The 21942-nt window shown below is 48.6% G+C and carries 12 protein-coding genes; 11 read left to right on the top strand and 1 reads right to left on the bottom strand.

What is annotated here, in order from left to right:
- Positions 1–6 precede the first annotated feature (6 nt).
- The 11 genes from ACTJJS_RS30760 to ACTJJS_RS30810 all read left to right on the top strand — a co-directional run bounded on the left by ACTJJS_RS30760 (position 7) and on the right by ACTJJS_RS30810 (position 19853).
- Positions 7–4335, top strand: coding sequence for a DUF6603 domain-containing protein (locus ACTJJS_RS30760; RefSeq protein WP_440667607.1), 4329 nt, complete (start codon positions 7–9; stop codon positions 4333–4335).
- A gap of 2 nt (positions 4336–4337) precedes the next feature.
- Positions 4338–6635: a hypothetical protein gene (locus ACTJJS_RS30765; protein ID WP_440667608.1), complete on the top strand. Its 2298-nt coding sequence runs from the start codon at positions 4338–4340 to the stop codon at positions 6633–6635.
- 11 nt (positions 6636–6646) lie between these two features.
- Positions 6647–10459: a hypothetical protein gene (locus ACTJJS_RS30770; protein WP_440667609.1), complete on the top strand. Its 3813-nt coding sequence runs from the start codon at positions 6647–6649 to the stop codon at positions 10457–10459.
- Between the two features lie 18 nt (positions 10460–10477).
- Positions 10478–12043: a hypothetical protein gene (locus tag ACTJJS_RS30775; RefSeq protein ID WP_440667611.1), complete on the top strand. Its 1566-nt coding sequence runs from the start codon at positions 10478–10480 to the stop codon at positions 12041–12043.
- 25 nt (positions 12044–12068) lie between these two features.
- Complete coding sequence (locus tag ACTJJS_RS30780) at positions 12069–13175, top strand: hypothetical protein (RefSeq protein WP_440667612.1); 1107 nt, start codon at positions 12069–12071, stop codon at positions 13173–13175.
- Between the two features lie 24 nt (positions 13176–13199).
- On the top strand, positions 13200–14330 hold the full coding sequence (locus tag ACTJJS_RS30785; RefSeq protein ID WP_440667614.1) for a hypothetical protein: 1131 nt from the start codon (positions 13200–13202) through the stop codon (positions 14328–14330).
- 31 nt (positions 14331–14361) lie between these two features.
- Positions 14362–16026 (top strand): hypothetical protein, encoded by a 1665-nt coding sequence (locus ACTJJS_RS30790; RefSeq protein ID WP_440667615.1) that lies wholly within the window; start codon positions 14362–14364, stop codon positions 16024–16026.
- Between the two features lie 24 nt (positions 16027–16050).
- Positions 16051–17232, top strand: coding sequence for a hypothetical protein (locus ACTJJS_RS30795; protein ID WP_440667616.1), 1182 nt, complete (start codon positions 16051–16053; stop codon positions 17230–17232).
- 48 nt (positions 17233–17280) lie between these two features.
- The gene (locus tag ACTJJS_RS30800; protein WP_440667617.1) at positions 17281–18474 is read left to right on the top strand and encodes a hypothetical protein; all 1194 of its coding nucleotides are present in this window, start codon (positions 17281–17283) and stop codon (positions 18472–18474) included.
- 146 nt (positions 18475–18620) lie between these two features.
- Positions 18621–19007 (top strand): nuclear transport factor 2 family protein, encoded by a 387-nt coding sequence (locus tag ACTJJS_RS30805; protein WP_440667618.1) that lies wholly within the window; start codon positions 18621–18623, stop codon positions 19005–19007.
- A 183-nt stretch (positions 19008–19190) separates the two neighbouring features.
- A complete protein-coding gene (locus ACTJJS_RS30810) occupies positions 19191–19853 on the top strand; it encodes a hypothetical protein (RefSeq protein WP_440667620.1) in 663 nt (220 codons plus the stop codon).
- Positions 19854–19872: 19 nt separating this feature from the next.
- On the opposite strand, the gene ACTJJS_RS30815 is transcribed toward ACTJJS_RS30810, so the two are convergent.
- Positions 19873–21942, bottom strand: coding sequence for a penicillin acylase family protein (locus ACTJJS_RS30815; RefSeq protein WP_440667622.1), 2070 nt, complete (start codon positions 21940–21942; stop codon positions 19873–19875).

Raw genomic sequence — 21942 nt, forward strand, 5'->3', positions numbered from 1 at the left:
CTGACAATGGACATCACCCAGCTCATCGCCAAACTCAGGTCAGACACCGCTGCCAGCCAGCAGGTAGTGCTGAATACCGACTACCTGAGCGACAAGCAGGTATCAACCATGCAGGGCATGGTGGGCCTCCCATCATCCCGGTATGTAACCATCAAACAACTCAATGCCAGCGATATACCTGATGCAGACGGCAACACCGTAACCATTACGGCTGGACAGGCTGACCTGCTGAACCAAACAGCGATGCCGGTGAAGGAGCTCGTCTTTACCGTAACAAATGACACAGTAGATATTATCCTCCAACTGGTTTTGCCTGCATCCTGGACCTGGACAGACTCTTTTCCACGTCTTACTATCAAACCTTTCTCCTTACTAACCACATTATCAGACAGCTGTTTTATTTACAGCACTACACCCCAATCTGCTTATCAGGTATCAGCAAGCGGGCAGATACCTCTTGCTTTAGGACTTAACTTCTCTTGCCTGACAAACGTCAGCCAGATACCTAAATTGCCGGACATACTTGGCGCCTCTATTTCTGATAACCTCAGATTGTACGGCGCTGTTGATCTTACCGGCAATTACGCCTATCCGGTCATGACCTTGTGGGTGCCCCTTGCTGACACCATTTCTCTGAAGAGCCTTAAACTGGGAGGTCTGCAGCTAAAGATTGAAACCACTGCTCCATCCGGCTTTATTCAGAAAATACATATGGGGTTATTAGCTACCGATGGACACTTCGATTTGTTGTTCCAGCTGGACAGCACCTCCTCCCTTGTTATAACTGTAAGCTGCACCCCACACACGGCTTACGCACAAACGGTAACATCGTTAAGTCAGCTGAGTAACAGCAGTATTGCCACAGCCCTGATCAACGGGCCATCCTGGCATTTTGAAAATTTTGTTCCGGCCACCCTCATCAGCGTATTTGACAGCATTTCCTTTGAAGCCGGTCTATCGCTGACTTTTTCGCCTGACTTTAAAGTCCGGGAAGTAAAGTTCATGGTATATACGAAACAGGGCGTTACAATGCCGCTCGGACTATTTACACTTAGCAATTTCCAGTTGAATTTCCGTCTCACCAGTCCCGACACTACGCCTGCTGCCTATGTGCATATGTCGATGGCCGCGAAAATTCCGCTAAAAACATTTACCAGTGACTTTATTGGCACAATTGACATCAGCACCTCCGATAACACCAACACTAATGGTCAGTGGCAGATTGATACCATCACCGCCAGTTATCCGGGCATTATCTCCTTTAACGACCTGATAAACGAGCTGGAACCTGGTATTACAATACCCGGTGATTTGCTGGAGTTGAGTTTCGACGATTTTTCACTGAATATAGAACCTACAGGTGATGAGTATAGTTGTGTTTGTTACGGAGAACTGGACATAAATCTTTTCGATGTACAGGTACATACGAAGTTCGCACTGGTTATTACCCATTCCAACAATATTACTTCCTATAATCTCAGTGCGCATATCAATGTTGGCGAGTCCCTGCTGAACGTAGATATCACACTGGGCAGCAGTAACATCGTGTTTACCGGCACTGCACAGGATATCTCACTGACAGACCTCCTGGTCAGCATCTTTTCTGATATAAATATCGACCTTACCGTTTTACCTGAAATTCTGCTGTCAGAAATCAATATTACATACAACAACCCTGTAGGCAAACTTTCTATAGACGGGACCCTCAATTACAATGGAATTACCGGCGTCTTCCATCTCGTTGGTGAAAAGGTCGCAGATAAATGGCAGTTTATTGCGATGGCAGGCTTTGACCTCAATCCTACGTTTGACGTAGGTACACATATTCCATTGGTCGGCAGTGAGCTGACAGGAGATTTCATATTAAAAAAGGGATATCTGATTATCACTTCCCAATCACCACAAAGCATTCCCCCTCAGGACCTGCCGTCTGACCTGCCCTCCAACCCTCCTGCTGGCATCTCTTTTTATTTTGATATTACACTGATTGGGACTGATATTCCCATCACCCTGCCCATCCTGGCATATTCTCCGGACTTCACAGCAGTTATGAGCAGGTTCAACTTTTCCGTTGAAGACACCGACAGCAGTTCCGGCAATACAGCCTACACCATCAACATCGGAAAAAACCTTGGACCACTCTATATCGGCTCCATCTCGTTAACCTTTAAAGACCAGGTCATTTACGGCATTATCAATGGGTCTATGACCGTAGGGCCTTTTAATGCTGCACTGGACGGGCTGGGCATAGGCACCTCGCTGAGCGCATTTACACCTTCGTTCAGCCTGGACGGTCTCAGCTTTGACTTCACTTCCGCTTCTTTCACAATAGATGGCGCACTGATACGTATTCCAGACAGTCAACTGGCGCAGGACGTGTCTCTCCAGTTTGACGGTGCACTGATCATCAAAATACAGCAATTCGGGCTTGCAGCATTGGGTTCTTATGCACAGATGACCGATGGTACGGCGTCTTTCTTTATTTTTTTAAATGCCGACTTCCCTCCGGGTGGACCGCCATTCTTTATGATCTCCGGATTAATGGGCGGATTTGGCTATAACAGGACACTCACCCTGCCTACTTTTAACCAGGTACAGAGCTTTCCACTACTAACTGTCGACGCCCCACAAACAGACAGCCAGAAAGATATCGCCCTTAACACCCTGGAAATACTTGAAGGACAGAAAGCGGGTAAGGATGGAACGACTAAACAGTGGGTAAGCCCGCGCAGTGGAGACTACTGGGCGGCAGTGGGCATTGTATTCAACTCATTTGAAATTATTAATGGCGAACTGCTGCTGACAGCAGAATTAGGCAAGGATATGCAGTTCTCGCTGCTGGGGCTGTCCTGGCTTACCCTGCCACAAAAAGCCATAGACAATGAAAGACTGGTATTTATTGAACTGCAGATGTCAGCGGTGCTACAGCCACAGGAAGGTTTCCTGGGAATTGCCGCAAGCCTTACCAGCAATTCATTTGTATTAACGAAAGATTGTCATATTACCGGTGGTTTTGCCTTCTATCTCTGGTATGGCGATAATCCCAACGCCGGCCAGTTTGTAGTAACCGCAGGCGGTTATCACCCGGCATTTAAAGTGCCCAGCTATTATCCGGAGGTGGCCCGGCTGGGATTTAACTGGCAGGTATCCAGCGACGTGTCTATCAAGGGCGGGGCTTACTTTGCCTTTACGCCCTCCTGTGCCATGGCCGGCGGGCGTTTGCAGGCACAATACCAGTCCGGCGCCCTGAGCGCCTGGTTTGATGCAGGCGCCAACTTCCTGGTCACCTGGCATCCATTAACGTTTGTAGCAAATATATGGGTGGAAATCGGCGTATCGCTGACCATTCATGTATGGTTCATTCACAAAACACTCAGTGCGAGTATCGGTGCTTCGCTGGATATGTGGGGACCGCCTATTGGGGGCCTTGTGCGGATTCATGTTGTTTTTGTCACCTTCCAGATCCGGTTTGGCTCCGACAGCGCTGCGGATGCAAACCAGCAGCCACTTGACTGGACGGAATTTAAACAGTTGTTGCCCGTGCCTCAGGACCGTTATACCATTATCGCCAATAAAGGACTGTCAAAAATACTGGAGAAAGACGCCACCGGTCAGATCATCCACAATGGCGATACGACCAACAATCCGCCTACCACAAAAGTATGGTTCGTGAGAGCAGGCAGGTTGCAATTCACTACCAAGAGCTGCATTCCCGCTACCAGCCTTACTTACGGCAATGACGGCCAACAGCGGGTGGAGGGTGCGTCCGGCATCAACATCCGCCCCATGAATATTGCCTCGGCCACAGCGGAACACAATGTAACCATCACAAAAGATACCGCTAACGGCGCTGTCCAGGTGGACATTGACGGGTGGACCTTTACTGCCAACCGTGCTAATGTCGCTGCCACGCTGTGGGGGCCTCCCATTATTGATAACGGACAATTTGTACAGGCGCCTGTTACTCCTTCCGCAGATACGCTGGGCCAGCAACTCACCGGTTATACTGTTACCGGCCCGGTTTCAACACCTGGCAGTACTTTTGGGATTGTGGAAATGCGGCTGTTGCTAATGGATTATATCTCCCAAAAAGATAATCCACAGAACCCGCTAAGCAAAGCCCACACTTACTCCGACGACTATACGCCACAAACAAGCGGCAGCACCTTAACGGATATCAGCACGATCGGAACAACGCTTGCGGCTGCACGGAATACGCTGTATGCCGAGCTGCAACAGGACCAGCTCTATTCCGGGAGCAACGACAACATGCTACAGATGGGCGCTACCGTCAACAGTCTGTTTATTGACATTCCGATGGAACAAACCAATTGATTATGAAACATCAAAAAGATTTTGCCAATGATATCCCTGTGGGCGACCTTGAGTTGTATGACAACTACATTCCCGCCCTGGAAGCCGGCAACTATCATATTACCGTCAAGCAACCGCTGTATAGTACCAACCAGTTGGACGACGATGGTGTAAGTGTTACCCAGGATTTCATGGTAACAGCACCACAGTTTTTTATTGATAAGGCCCAGGTCATCAATATGTACCCTGTACCAGGCAGTACAGGCAGGTACAACGAGGTACTTCCCAATATTGTACTGAAAGATGCGGAACTACCATGGGAAAGAGCCGTGGATGAGTCCAACAGGGGAACGCCCTGGCTGGCACTGATGGTATTTGAAGAAAAAGAGTTGAATACCGGTGACAACACTGACGATAAATCTACCACTACCACAATAGGAGATTTTTTACGGGGGCAGACCGGCGTGCTCCAGCCCCAGCTTACGCGGGAAGATGATATTGATCCTAAAGGCAGCTGTAAAACGATCAGTATGTCTACCGCTACCTTCCAGGCAAATGTACCGATGCTTGACGAACTGCTCTACCTCTCGCATATTCGCAGGATCAATACCGGCAACAGCGCCATCGGAGGGCTGAATGAGCATGGACTATTTTCTGTGGTAGCGTGTAACCGTTTCTGTTTGACGCCGCCCGACGGCCAGCAGGAGAAGGTAAAAAACATTGTACACCTGGTATCGCTGGAGGGAATGAAGGACTACCTGCATAAAAACGCTGACCTGAGCAGTTACCAGAGCGTATCCTTGCTCAGCCTCGCCAGCTGGACCTTTCAATCCCAATCGGATACTGGCTATAGTTTCGGCAAGCTGGCAGAAAACCTCGTAGCAGCAGAAGTGGTAAACAACAATGCAGATCCGTCACTGTTGTGGCTCCGGCTACCCGTACCCGCAGACAGGAATACAGACGCCAATGCCGCCGTACGTAAGCGCATCAGCGATGGGTACCTTCCCTTGCCCTGGCAAACCCGCAGCGGAGAAAGCACTTTTGCCTGGTACCGCGGACCACTGGCACCACTGCTGCCCACACCATCCACTTCTCACTACAACACCGCTGACGCAGCACTGATTTTCGACCAAACGCATGGCATATTTGACGTAACGCTGGCCGCAGCCTGGGAAACAGGCAGAGAAATAGCACTGGCGGATGCAGATTTTATGAGCAAAGTAAAGGAGTTCAGGAAACAGCTGAACCTGATAGTCGATAAGCTGCTGCACCGGTCCACTTCTCCCTATTTTGCACAACAAACCATCGCAGATATCGACCCTTATGAAACCGTAGAGGAAAGGCTGCAAACCATTATCACCCCGCAACTGATAGCTGCCATCGGTAACACCGCCACGCAAAAACAGGCGGCACCAGCTAATGTCGTAAAGACAAAAGCCGTACCGCCAGATCCGCAACAGACGCTGGCTACGTTCCTGCAACGCAGCGACGTACAGGAACGCCTGCAACAGATAGTAGCAAGCATTTCTGACGAGCTATCTGACTGGATGGCCAGGTTCCAGCTACTTTACCCGGTTCCTTTCGGCAAAATGGTGGCCGATCTGCGCATGCTACCTGATGAGTCGCTGCGTTTTTTCTATGTAGACAAGAACTGGCTGAGCGCCGGTATTGATGGCGCCATGAGCTTCGGTATCGACAGCAGCAAAGCCAAAATGCTGCATGACCTGGCACTGCCCGTCATCCAACAGGCGGCACAGCAAAAGATAAAAGGAATACGGCAGCAGATAACAGGCAGGCATATACGGGACACAACACCGCCGGATGTGATGAGCGGCTTCCTGCTACGGTCCGACATGGTGAAAGCGTGGCCTACCCTCACGATACGTGCCAAAGACGCAAACGACAACACCCTCAATATTATCCGGACAGACCTCCTCGCCCCCAACCTGCTGTTATGCATATTCGATGAAGTCCCTGATAACGTAACCTTCAGTGAGCCACAGGAAAGCCTTTGCTTTGGCGTGAATGATGCGGGAGAAGCAGTGATCAGAAATGTGGTCTCCGGCAGCAATGCGCTGGGGCAACAAATGGGCAGCGTAGCAATTCGGGACCTGAATGGATTGCAGCAGCTTTGTATGCGGGCGGCAGGCAGTCATGTGCTGAACCTGTCGCCTGGCGAGAACAACGGCCTCGTACAAACGTTGCAGCGCGCTATGAGCGCAAACAACACCCCTCCTCCCAATGGGGCCTTAACTTCCGGCACCTTCGCCCTGCAGATGATGAAATCAACTGAAGCAGTCGTATTCCAAAGTCAATCTTAAAATCAGTTAACATGAACGCTCCTGTCATAGTTCCCATAACGCTTGATGTACTGCTCGCCAATCCTGCCCTTCTGAAGCGGGATGATTTCAGGTTGTGGTCCTACAATTATCCTGTCATGAGCGGCGATTCCTGGGCTTCCCCCGAGCCCGACGCCTTTGACCTGGATGACAACAATACCCTGCCAGGTCCGGGTGCATACCTGCACTGGACACTACCGCGTTCGTTGCGTGTAGGCAAGTCCAATAGCACCAGCGATTTCCCTCTCATTCCTAACCGCTGGCTCATTGTACGCATATACCGGGACCCCGGCGGCAATAATGTACAACAGTCATGGGTGCTGGAGGCAGATTGCCCTAATGTAAAACAAGATAATAACTGGTGTAATTTTATTATCAGCGAAACCGTAAAAAACAATTGGGCTGCCGGCAATGACCCTAACAGAAAAAACTTTCCCCTGGCTCCTTTTGACGATAATGGCAATACAGACACTCAATCGTACTACCTTAACATGGGCCAGGCTTTTGAGATGCCGGGCTGGCAGGAAGCCTATCCCCAAAACATGTTCATGACCGCGCTCGGTCCCGGCAATGAAGAGTTCTGCGGGTACATGCAGTTTAATACAGGCGTACTGTCCTTTTATGACCCGCTAAATGGTGTACCGGAAACCACCGCGCTCAGCTATATGGTAACCGGCTGGTATGCCGACAGCAGCAGCGATATCCTGGCTACCGGCAACACCGGCTTCACCGGTGAAGCAACAGCTGACGAAGTACTATCTGCATTGAACTGGGACGTAGCAGCACAGCAAAGTGCGGGCAACAGCAATATCACTTTATACAGCGGCATGTCCTTTAACCTGCCCTGGGATAAAAACGCCAGTACACCACCTGCCAATGACGAACTTGAAAACCTGCGCGCCGATGATATATCCGTATGCGTGGCCAATACCGGGCTGGAAGCCTTCAGTACATTGGTAGCCACACAACTGGAACATTCGCTTGATCAGCAAACAACTATTGAATTATTACGTGCCTTCCAGTTTGATTTGTTGCCGGCACTGAACAACAAAAATGGCCACCAACTGATAGCGGAAAGGATACAACAAGCCTGGTTTAATTCAAAATTTGGCGGCAACCGCTGGCAGATCGTACCTGCCAGTAATGACCCTCAGACTGCACCTGTTACTAAAAACCAGCAAATACCCGACAGTGACGCCGCCTGGCTGGAACAACTAAACAAAGACCAGCAGTCGCTGGACGACGCACTCACATTGCTTTCCAGTCTCCAGTGGGACCTGAATGCCGTATGGTGGAAATATCACTACGCCGAGGCCAACTACGACTCTAGTGACCCCTGGCCAGGTGTATCGCCAGACCAGTTATCACCATACCTCGATCCCCAGAATGCTGATAAGACGCTGGGATTGGTACTGGCACAATTAAAGATAGTGAATGCGCTGCTTCCCAAAGTACCGCAGCCCAGACAAGGTATCGCAAACTCCCAACAAGCACTACAGCAAGGCATCAACGACTTTGCACAAAACAAAAACATCACACCCGGCTTTGTACTGAAATCCGTAGCACAGCCCCGTTACTGGCTCCCTAATAATCCTAACATACTGATATCCGGAATTTCGCCAGACCCGTTGGTCGACCCGGAGACTGCGCTCGTAGTAAGGCTGCCGGCACAACTGATAAAATCATTTACAGTAGCCTCTACACAAATAGATGCCTCCACACTGGGCAACATTATTCCCGCTTTATCCGACACACAGGTGTTACCATCTAATGTAGAGGATATTTATACCGAATTCTTTTTGCTGGACCCTGCCAATGCCGCGCAAATAGCCGTTAAAACGGGGCTTTCGCAGCAAACTGTTTACAGCACCATGCAGGCTCATGACAAGACCGCCTATAACAACGGCGTGCTGCCACAGACGGACCTCAGTGAATGGCGGCAGAAATGGCAGCCGGTATATATGGAATGGCAACTAACGCATATCGCTGTTCCATTTGCCTGGAAAACAAATCCCGGTGACCAGCAGAGCACGCCCAACTGGAACTTTAACGGTACTGACTATGAAATGATAGCCTCTCCGCAGGGCGCGCAAACAGGTTATACCGTTTCCGGAAGAGCCGCGCTGAGCACTCACACGCAAATGACTTTGGGCGCGCGGCTCAAAGCATATGCCCGGCAATATGATGATGACGCCCTGAACGATTTGTGGGATGAAATTAATAAAACGGACCAGTGGCGTTTTCTTTCCCAGGAACTGGCATATACGAACGATTACCTGACACAGCGTGACAGGAAACTCTACCGAAAGCCACACAATGATTCATTCAACTATGAAAACCAGACATTGAAGTTTTCAAAAGTCATGGGGTATTATGACACTACCAGCATCCCTCCTTTTGACACCCCTTCTTTTGCGCAGGGACAGGTAAACGCCATTCCGGCCATAACCGGCGGTGGTCCCAGTCCCTACCCGTTCCACCAAATCAGGGGCGGTGAGTTTTACTTCACACAACTGGCCATTTATGATAAGTTTGGCCGCCGATATGACCTGATACAGTCCACCGGTGGAGGCATATCCGATTATCACTCTTATCCTTTGATGGTAGACAGCGCCTTCAGTATCGAACATCAGTTGTCTGCCAATATAACGGCGCCATTCCAGGTACCGCCCCGCATATTACAACCCGCCAGGCTGAATATGCTACTGGCAGATTATCGCGACAAAACTAACATACTGGGCCTCAATACCGGTGTGAACCCAGTATGCGGCTGGGTGGTAGTGAACCATATTGACCGCTCGCTGCTGTTGTTTTTTCCTGATGGCAGCAATGCCGGCGAAATTATGGTGATGGCCGGTACACAAGGCAGCCATGTGCAATGGACGCCGCCACCACACAACAACGTGAATACACTGGGAGATGTTACCTCCCGGTCTAAACAACTGGGCGCATTCGCTACCGCCTTAACGGGAAAATCAGCTACGGCCTTCCAGGCTTTTCTGAAAGCAATCGACAGCACGCTGTGGACGATAGATCCATTGGAAAAACGCACCAACCAGGACCTCTCATTCTTCATTGGACGGCCATTGGCACTGACAGCGCTAACCCTGCAATTGAAGCTGAACGCTCAGCCGCTGCAAAGCCAGGACTGGCCGTTCCCTACAAGTGAAATCACCCCCAACCCCAATATCCCTGCAATGGAGGATTGTCTTTTTGATATCCGGTTTGGTGATCAGGCTTCGCAGGAAGACGGCGTGATCGGGTATTTTAAAGATGAAAATTACGACCAGTTCAATTGTGTGGTAACACCCGATAATTCTGACAATTACCTGCAACAGATAGGGCCGCTCAACAGCAATAATGGCAATTACATTCAACTGACGTTCGGGGACAGCAATCCTACATACGTCACCGTACTGGCAGACCCACGGGCATCCATACACGCCTTTAGCGGCATTCTGCCCATCAAAGAAGTACAACTGCCGGAGCAATTTGTAGATAAACCGTTATCCGCCATGGACATCACTTTCAGGGCAGGGCCTATTCTCTCAGCCGTGCAGCTGTCAGACACCGCCAATGGTACGCCGCCCTATCCCAAAGCACTTACATATTTACCCGTAAGCGCCCAGTACGGCACCTGGACGTGGTGGCAAAGCACAGTGGCAAATCCGGGTACCGCTGAAGCCAGCTTTTCCTGGGAAGGGTTTACCCTTACCAAAGCCACTACCACTGCCAATTTCAACAGGTATCCGATCAGTCTGCACGACGGATACCTTCAATTCATTACTGACCAGGACCCTCAATAAAAACCTAAAACCGTTCCCATGCAAACCGACACCATTCCACTAATACTCACCTATCAGGTTTATGGAAAGGACCAAAAACCGCTAATCCCCAATACCGAGGGAGAAGTATGCATCGTACTTGAGCCCAACGACACCATAAAATGTGAGAAGATCACACTCAAGATACCAATAGGAGATGGTCCCGACCGTATATTCGAAGCGTCTACCGCCGTATTAAATCCTCCTGACAAACTATATTGGTCAGTGGGAAAATCTCAGGATACTACTGATGACCAGACGAATATTGATTACGTACAATGGGAGCTTCTGAACAAGGATCCCAATCGCAAGGTGAAGCATGGCGCTAATTGCAGCGTCACCGGCATGGTCAATAGCCAGGCGGGAACAGCCCAGGTGATTATTAAAGAAAATACGCAGAATACGGGAGACCCCGATTATGAACCGCGGCAAGGCGCCTTTCCTATTGATAAAAGTGGAACACCGGCATTTTATCTTCAGAACCTGATTGCCATTGACCCCCTGAACGCCGGAAATCCGTGTTGCGCCATACAACAGGGGTATGCCGTAGAACTAAGATGGGACAGTAATGGCACCTCCTTTGAACTATATCAAAGCGGCCATACAATAGCGATATATAGCGATAAAAACACCAGCTATACGTTGAAAGACGGCATATCAGATACCACCACTTTCACCTGTGTTGCCAGTGATGACAATGACAACAAAATATTTGAGTCTTTCACCTTAGCCGTCATCAGCCCTATCCTTGTACCGCCTGCAGTAATCACCAACACAAATGAAGTCATTGCGGGGCAGATGACAGCGCAAAAGGCCACCTGCAATACATTGGACCTGCATGACAATTCCATCACGCTGACCGGTACAAACCCCAATGTGGACAATGTTATTGATAATTCTTCCAGAATTGATGTGAGCGGCACTTTCACTGTTAAAGACAATGGTAATATCAGCAATCTTATAGAAACGTTGCAATGTGCGAGTATCACCGCTGACAACCTGACCATACAAGACTCCATAGACCTTACCCATCAGCAGCTGCCTATATTCGGTGCTTTTGAGCAACTGGCCTCCGGTACCAATATTCCGGTTACCACCGAAACAGCGAACACTGATGGGTACGTTATCATTACAGTAGACGTATCAACAGATGACAACACCTCTGCCTATGGAGCGCTTTCACTTGATGGTAACAACTGGCTCAGCACCCATGGAACAAATTATGAACTGGATCCCGTTTATGGCTTTTTATGGTTTCCCGTTCCCGCGGAAACCACCTGGTATTATAAAGGAGAAAACCTTACCAGCGTTTCACATCCTGCTATGATAAGCATTTTCTGGGTACCTATAGGTAAGAGCACCCCTTTAGCACAACAGAATAGCGTAGCACTCCCGGTACCGGATAACAGCAACGACACAAACGATCCCCGCCGGCTGTTTGAGCAATATACAGCCGCAAAAAAACAACGCCAGGTGGACCTTATATCCGCTATAGAAACACTACTGGACATCAAATTTGACGTCGCCGCCAAAGAAGAAATGCACCAGCAGCTGACAGCGCTCTGAAACATTCACCCTCAATTAACTTAACATGCATCACGATACTTCCAACATACAACTCGATCAGGGACCGTTATACCTGAGGAGCTTTATTTCCTTCCCTTATCAAAGCACCCAACAGGACGTACCGGTTACCGCGTTTACTGCGGGCGGCCCGTTCAGTACCAAATGGGACAGTAACGGCACACAGTTCGCCTTATACGCCAATGGTAATCCGACGCCGATATATACGGACTCCACCCCCTCCTTCGACTTCCCGAAAGGGCTGCAGTCCACCACTACCCTGGTACTGGAAGCTGATAACGGTCAAACAAAGCTTTATGCTTACCTGACCATTATTATCACTAATGCCGTACTTACGCCAGATAGTATAACCGTGTCCGGTAGTATGATCAACTCCAATCAATTAACCGTTCAGCAAACTTTGTACACGAAAGCTAACCTGGCAATAAGTGGCACCTTGAACCTGGAAAACAATACTTCATTCAAAAATATTGCGGTCAGCCTCAGTTCCGGCCCCGGGATACATTTGAAGCATGTAAACGCAGGCGCTGTAAGAGCTACTGAAAACAGTACAATCAATTATCTCACCGTGAGTGACAGCATCAGCTTAAACAAAGCGTCTGTTGCCATGACCGGAGGCATGCATCTCATCCAACAGGGCCTGTCATTCGGAGAAACAGAAGTAACGGCGAAGACCGATGGATTTGCGATAATTTTTGTAGATCCAACTCACTCCGGCGGCGCCCAGGACGCATCCGGCTGTATCACCTACAACAACCAGCAATATACTGTCAATGGAATGCATCTAGTGAACTTTGGCGTACTCAAGTTCGGATATTGCTACGTCCCTATCCGGGCAAACAGCAAATGGAAATGTAGTGGCAGCGTCATTGGTGGCAGTGGCCAAACGCCGGTCGTCTCTATCTATTGGATACCACTGGGAGGAGGGACAGACTCCTATGAAATAAGCGCTGCTGCCCCTGAGCTAACAAGCCTGCCAATACAAAGCAGCACTTCCGATTCACAAATATCATCCGAACAATGGTATATGGACTTCTATCAAACCCTGGCTAAAGCAATGGATAAAAACCCGGCACTGGCTGTCACACTGGCACAACAATCAGCGAGCCTTTAATCATTCATCTCAAATTAACTTATTATGCATTTACCATACGCCGAAGCGGCAATTTCCGACTTCACTATTTCCTATTTACTCGTGAGCCAGAACGGCATACCAGCAACCGCATTTGATGCGGACGCCGCTATTTATGTTTCCTGGGAAAGTTCCGGCACTTACTTCAATTTATACGCTGGCGACGATAAGCAATCGCAACCGCTATACAGTGGTGGAGATAAATATTTTCTTGTAAGCCAGGGATTCTCCGTTGACACCACCCTCATACTTGAAGCGACATACAACGACAATAAACTGTACAAATCTGTTACTGTAACCATTAACAATCCCGCATTAAAACCTGGCAGAATAACCATCGCCGATAACAACACGGTCAAAAAAGACATGACCACCAATGGAGATGCCACTATCAACCAGCTTTCCGTAAACGGGAAGTTGGTACTTTCAGATTCCAATGATCCCTCTTTCCTGATAAATGGTCCTTTACGGAGCGGCTGCCAAATCAATGTCACGGGCGAAACGACCGTGCCGGGCCTCAGTGCAGGCAATACTACTTCAAAAGAAGTGGAAATTCTGAGCAAACTTACCATCAATAAGGGTACGGTATCGCTATTTAATGAAAGCAACATCATTTACCAGGGGCAGGACAATCTTACCAACAAACAATTTACGGCTCATACTGATGGCTATTTTATCGCGTACCTGACCACGTATGACGTACCTTCCCAATATTCCTTCAAGACCTCTATTACCATACAAATGAATTCCTATACATTTAAAACAACCGGCGGTTCAGCGTGGGCTGCGCCAGCCAACTCAGGCGTTATCTGCCTTCCCCTGTCTAAAGGCACGTCATTAACCTACAGTGCCACCTATAACTCCCCCTTCTTCGTCAAAGCACCCCAAGCCATTACTGTACAATGGTATCCTATTGGCCAAAACAGCAGTTCAAAAGCAACCTATGAACTTATAGATCTGCCAACAGATCATATGGAAGCAGCTTCTATTGATATGGCCGCCCGGGCGGCATCCGGAAAAACAAAAAAACTAACTGCGGCAAAAGCTTTTATTCAAACTATAGAACAGGCTTGCGGCAAGACAATAGATGCGACGACGAAGGAATTATTAGCAGAAAAACTAATGACGTTCAGATAAAAAAAATTTCACAAACCCAAACATATATACCATGCAAACCGGTACCGATCCACTGATACTAACCTACCAGGTTTACGGCAAAGACCATAAGCCGTTAACCCTCAGCACCGAAGGGGAAGTCTGCATTGTACTTGAGCCTAACAGCACCATAAAATGTGAAAAGATCATCCTCAAAGTGCCACAAGGGGATGACGCGGATTGTATCTTTGAAACATCTACGGCCACACTAACTCCGCCGGACAAACGATACTGGTCAACAGGAAAATCCCAGGTAATACATGACGATGAACTGGACATAGACTACATGCAATGGACGCTTGTCAACCTGGACCCTAACCACCTGGTACCGCACGGCGCCAATTGCAGCGTTTCCGGGATGGTCAATAGCAATGCAGGGACCGCCCAGGTTGTCATTAAAGAAAAAACAAAAAATACCGGGGATAACGACTATAAGCTGAGGCAGGGAGATTTTCCCATTATCAAAAGCAATGTGCCGGCATTCTTCTTGCAGAACCTGATCGCCATTGATCCTCTGAATTCCGGATATCCCTGTGGCGCCATACAACAGGGATATGCTGTAGAAATAAGATGGAGCAGTAACGGCACCTCTTACGAGTTATATCAGAGCGGCAGCACAACGCCGATATACAGCGGTACTAACACCAGTTACACACTGAACAATGGCATAACAGATACGACTACTTTTTTCTGCATCGCCACTAATGCAAACGGAGACAAACTATTCGAGTCCTTCACATTGACCGTCATCAACCCTGCCCTTGCGCCGTTAATGGTCAACACGGCGAACAGTGAGACAGTACAGGGAGAAATGACTACCAACATCGCCAACTGCAATACCGTGAATCTGAGCAGCGGCGCCATTGCCACAAATGGTGATCCAAATACCATTAATATCACTACATCCTATGGCCCGCTTAACCTGGCTGGTAATTTTTCTGTTGGAGGTGATGCTACTTTTGGGAACACCACTGTCAGCGACCTTATTGTTGAACAGGATTTTAATGGCACTTATCCGGAAATTACTGTGCTTTCCCCGCTTTCTTTAGCGCAGCCCACGATCACCACGCTTAACAGTTCCGATATCGAAACGGATGACCTCACCATACAGGATGGCATTAACTTCACCGGGCAACAGGTGTCCATGTTCGGAACGTTTACGCAAATAGCCTCCGGCACCAACATTCCGATAACAAGCAGAAAAGCAAACACGGACGGTTATGCAGTACTTACCATAGACCTCCCCTACCAACAGGCTAATACGCTTGCTTATGGCGGTATTTCCCTGAATAACAGCGACTGGTTCTATACAAATGGCAGCGTGGCATATTTTGGCGCCGGGACATTTACCTATGGCTTCCTAAGTATCCCTGTCGCTGCCGGCACTACCTGGTATTATAAAGGTGAAAATCTTACCAGCGTTTCAAAACCACCTACAATAAGCGTATACTGGTTTCCCGTTGGAAATGACTCCGCGTCAGAGTTGAACGACGGTGTATCCCTTCCCGTTACAGACAATCAGGTTACCGAAAATGATCCGCGCGTGTTTTTTGAACAGTATACGACAGAAAAAAAACAACGCCGGAGCGATCTGATCAACGCCATGGAAATGATGCTGGACGTACAATTTGACGTTTCCGTTAAAGAAGAGATGCTCCAACAACTGATGACACTCTGAAACATTCACGATCAACTTACCAACATGCATAATAATATTTCCCATAAACAGTCAGACCAGGACCCGTTATATCTCACTAATTTTATTTCATTTCCCTATCAAAGCAGCCAGCAGGACCTACCGGTCACCCAATTCATAGCGTTAAGTCCGTTCAGTGTTAAATGGAGCAGTAATGGCACCGGGTATAAACTGTATGCAAACGGCAATCCCAATCCAATATACACTGGCACCGGCACCTCCTTCGATATGCCACAAGGATTTCGGCACAACACCACCCTCATGCTGGAAGCAAGCAATACAACGGACACGCGCTATGCTTTTCTTACTATCATTATCAGTAAGCCGACACTTACACCTGACAGCATGACGGTGGCGGGGAAGATGGAAAATCCCGTTATCTTAACGGTCCAGGGTACTTTGTATGCCAAAAACACGCTGACAATAAACGGTGTATTGAACCTGGGCAACAACAGCGCTTTCAATAACATTACCGTCAGCCAGACTTCAAACATACGCGGCAAAGCTTCACTGGAGCAGTTAAAGGCAAATGCAATAGCCGGCGGCAGCAGCATTACCACTGATGCCACCTGTACGCTGACGCTACAACCCAACGCAGCGGTCAGCCAACTGGACACCACATCTGTCAGCGCTCCCGGCAGCAGCAATATCAATGACCTCACTGTTAAAGGCAACCTGACAGCCGGCAAGGCAAACATTGCAATGATCGGCAGCTGGAACCTCATCATGCAAGGCACTAATTCCGTTGAAATGACGATAACTGCCAAAACTGACGGGCTGGTAATGATTTACATAGATCCCACGAATTGTAATACAGGTGTCAGCAGTACCGGGGTTATCACGTGTAACGGCCAGCAATATTCGACAACCGGAGCTAACTTTTACCAGATCAACTCCAATAACACCCTTAAGTATGGCTATTGTTGCGTGCCCATTCAAAAGGGCAGTTCCTGGAAATTCAGTGGCAGTGTAACGGGTGGTGGCCAGACGCCAGTTACTTATCTTTACTGGATACCGTTTGGAGCAAACAAGGACTCCTATGAAATTACAAGTGTAAAGGAACTGGCAGGTACCCCACCCCGTACAAAGACTTTAGATCTGCAGGAAGTAACGGCACAACGGTACGCCGAGTTTCTCCAGACGCTGGCTGAAGCGACGCATAAAACACAGCTTCGGAAAGCACGATAGCAAAAAAAAACACAGATTAATCATCCGCAGGTAATCAAAATCAAGCTTATGATGCATTTACCATTAAATACCGATGTTGCTCCCGGATTTGATATATCCTACCTTCTGGTAAGCCAGAATGGCGTACCAGCCACCGCTTTCAAGGCCGAAACACCGCTTACTGTTTCGTGGGAAAGCACCGGAACCTATTTCCGGTTATTTGCAGGCGGCCAAAACCAACCTGTATATGAAGGTACAGATACCACCACCACCGTCAGCAATATAACAGTCGACACCACGTTTACGCTTGAAGCTTCGGTTCCTGGCAGCGGTACGTTGTATAAGTCTGTTACGATATACATCTCCAACCCAACCTTAACACCGGACAGCATAAAAGTAGCGACGGTACATACCGTTAAACAGGACCTCTCCGCCATGGACAATGCCACTTTCAATCAACTTAACATCAATGGCCAGCTGGTGTTCCCTGATTCAAATGACCCTTCATTGCAAATAAACGGATACTTAAATACAGGCAGTGCGATGAAGGTCACCCAAAACACGAATGTGCAGGGAACTGCCACTATCGATAACCTTACCGTAAATGGTAATATTCAGGTGAATGGCAATTTTAATAACAAAAATGGAGTGCAGGTAGCCCATCTCGATGCCACCGGTTTAAATGCCGTGAATGCCACCACTCAAACGCTGGAAATTTCAAAAAGCCTGAACACGCTTGCGGGCACAGTATCTCTGCTTAGCGCCGACAGCACCATTTACCAGGGTGGTGATGTATACGGCAAACAATTCACAGCTAAGACAGATGGATATCTGTTGGCATATCTCCCTGCATCTCCTCCCTGCTTTGCCACCCTGACCATAACAATATATGGTTATGATTTTAATCTTATGGGAAACTTTGTTGTCAGAAGCAATCAGAGCATTCCAAATTTAAACGTCATGTTTTTGCCTATATCCAGCGGCACAACCCTGACTTACAGGATTACTCATTTCATAGGTTATCCTCAATTCATCCTCAACTGGTACCCTATGGGCACCGCCCTCAACACAGCTGACACTTATGAGACCACCGATACTCCACCAGGTACACCGGAAATACCGCCCATTGATATCGCTGCGCTTCAGGCAACCAGGTCTAAAACCGCCACCAACTTTATTCAACATATTGAAGAAGCATGCCATAAAACAATTGATCCTGCCATGAAACAGTTATTGGTGGAGAAACTATTGGCCCTGGAATAGCATCCGCTTTTCTGAATTGTTTAAAACAGCACTTTTTACCGGAGCTACCCTCCCCCGTTCTTTGATTTTCACAATTATTGGTTTGATAACACCAACCAGTAACACAGCATGCAGCCATACCTTTGAATCATTAAAACAAAACAAAAATGATGAAAACTCTGGCAAACAAAGTCGGCGCAGCAGATGAAAAACATCTGATCCAACTTACGCTGAATGATTATCTACAAGGGCGTCCGGCATTAGACATCGAAAGGCTCCGGTCTGCATTTCACCCCGATGCACATGTCAGGACCGTCATAGACGGCAAGCTGGTGCAATGGACAGCGCCTCAATACCTGGACCTGGTTGCCCAGGCAACTATACAGGAATGCCAGCCCGAACTGCTTTCTTTTACATGGGATGGAGATACCGGGTCTGCCCATGTGCAATTGACTTTTGCCACCTTCCGGTTCATTGACCGGTTTAACCTGATAAAGTTAGACGGGAAATGGCTGATCATGGATAAAATTTCCTATCGGGAAGATTTACAGTGAGCGATTTTCACCGCTGGAAATCAGAAAGCCTTCCTTAATGGAGGGTTTTCTGATTTTGGGTAAAGCCTATGGCATAAAACCCGAAGCCTTTTCTTGGTAGATTTAAAGTTATTCCCTAACTTCTTATAGGAAATCCGATTTTCCCTCTCCCGGAATTTCTACATTTAACCAACCCTTTTCCCTATGCATTTAAAGTTGCTGACTTTCTCTGTCCTCTTAGCTATCACCACCGGAAAAGCACACTCCCAATCCGCCACTCAGCCGGCCAAAGAAAAAGTATTGCTGCAGATGGACTTTGACGATCCCGCTAATCCAATGGTGCCCGATATCGTTCATGGCGATACTGCCTCCGCCCTCCTGCAGAACGGGCACTATGTCCTGGATGCCAAAAAGGCCAGCCGTTTCTGGGCGCTCAGATTGGGCACCCCTGCTGAAGAGGTGCCTGGCTGCAATATCCTGGAAATGAAAATGAAGGTGACCGCGGATGCCCCTCAGGCCAGGTATGGGATCTTATGGAATTCCGTTCAAAAGACACCCGGGGTCTTCAATGAGTTTGCTTTTTGTGTCTATTCAACAGGTCAATATACGATCTTCGCCAAGGTGGACAACGCCGCTTATGATATCGCTGAATTAACAGCATGCTCCTGTATAAACAAGGGTACTTCGGCATACAACACTTTACGCATCGAGGAAATAAACAGCGGGGAGTTTCGTTTTTTCATCAATGGTCAAATGGTACACCAGGCCGTGTTGAAAGTCCCCCCATTTACGACCTTTGGCTTTTATTCAGATGCGCATACAACATTGTATGTTGACTATGTAAAATTTGCTGTGCGGGCTGATTAGCATAACCAGCACAAAAACATCAATGCCCGAGACGTTCTGTTTTTTCCAGGTGTTGCAAAATATCGCGGCGTTCGGTCCAGGGCGTGCGTAATTGTTTCTGTGCCATGAACTTCAACTGGTCCCCGATATGCCGGCTGCCTGGCTGGGAAGCATTGCCATAGCCAAGCAGCACACGGGCTTTTATTTTCCTGCCGAATTCCACCACTGCCACATATGTGTCTCCCGCCACTGAACGCATTCTGCCATCGGCATCCTGCATATATTCGATCGTACGATAGATACCGTAATTACCGGGGCCGCCGTTTGCGGGATAATCGTATGCGCCCGCACGAAAGCGGAACATAGCTCCCCATGGCACCTGTAACGACCCAAACATATTATGGATCTCCATGGCCGCAATGGACAACAGTTTTACTGCGGTCGCCGAGTCCTTCAGGCCACGAGGCGTTTCTGTAGGATGCGCAGGGTCCCAGGGCTGTTTAAACATGGAGTCATCCAGTTTGGAATACCAGTTGATATAAAGAATTCCCCCTATACTCATGCTGTCTGTAGTGCGGTCCCAGTTCCGCAATACGCCCGCTGCCGCCTGTGCGATTGGATCAGGATATTTATCTGTTGCGCCAAGCAGCTCATCAAGGAACCTGTCTGCCACTTCCACGCCGGTATTGAGTTTGTACTTCACCAGGTCATCAAAAGTCACCGAAAAGTTATTTCTGATCATATTCACAGCGCGCTGCGGGCGAAACCCCATACCAACGGGCGACATGTACGACGGGTAGGCCGAAGGGGACAATACCGGCGGGTAGGTGCAATACCACGGGGGGTCATTGGCATTTTGTATAAATCCGGCAGGAGGGTTAAATAACTTTGGCATATCAGCATAACCATGTGTCTGGCTCCAGGAATTCTTCGACTGGCTGCCATCAATGGTGCCGTGCCAGAAGTCCCAATCCCCGGAGGCACGAACCGGAACGTTGCCACCGAAGAAATACTCAATATTGCCTGCCTTATCGGCATAGATCACATTGAACAAAGGCAACTGCATGCGTTGCAATGCGGCCTTAAACTCGCGGTGATTATCGGCTTTGGCCATCATGTGCCATTCATAAAAGAAGCCGGCGCTGTCCAGTCCCGCGATCTTCAGCGTGTATGCTTTATCATCTTTCACTCCCACCACCGGTTCATCACCCGCATACTGCAGGATGGTCGTATCGTTTTTTACCGTACAATCAGGCTGCCTTATTTTCACAATTGTCGTGTCGTACTTAAAAGGCACGAGGGCGCTGTCTACCAGGTAACCGTTATCTTTAAGCGTATAGGCGTACCGGTCTGCTGCGTCAATGGTATTTACGGTATGTGTCCATCCAAGATTTTCATTGAATGCAATATTCAGTACGGGCATCCCTACCAGCGAAGCGCCATAGGCATTAAACCCGGGCGCCTGCAGATGCGCTTCAAAAAAAGTATAAAAATCGAACCAGGGCAGATGCGGATTGGCAAGCAACATGGCGTTGCCGGAAGCCGACCTGGACCGGCCCACAGCATAAGCGTTGGAGCCGGGCCTTAATATCTGGCCGAGCGCCGCATTGTCCTCTGCTGCCAGGAATTCCAGGAAAAAAACACGGATAGCATGGGCCATTACATCTTCACCCGTAACCGGCAGTACCTCTTTTAACGGCGCACTGATCGCCTGAGGATAGGCAGCCACATAATCGTTTATACCAGCTGCGAATGCATCAATGTACTTTTTCATTTCATGTCCCTGCTTTGCATACGCCTCCCTGCCAAGTTCCGGCACTTTAAAGAGCCTTATCTTTTTATCAGCGGCCGCAAAATCAGCTCCCCAGTACTCCGCAGACCGGCCACGGGTCAGGCCGTACAAACGAAGCAGCAGATTGCCATGGTTATGCATCTGCGCCCATCCGAACGCATAATACATAGCACTGATATCCTTCCCATATATGTGCGGAACGCCATAGGTGTCCCAGAGGATCTCTGCTTTCTTTGAGTAATGTCCCGGAACGCCGGCTCCGGCAAAATTTAAATAAAGACATAGGAACAGCCAAAGGGATGATCGGACAAATTTCAT

Source organism: Chitinophaga sp. 22308, assembly GCF_052045305.1.
GTDB classification, from domain to species: domain Bacteria; phylum Bacteroidota; class Bacteroidia; order Chitinophagales; family Chitinophagaceae; genus Chitinophaga; species Chitinophaga varians_A.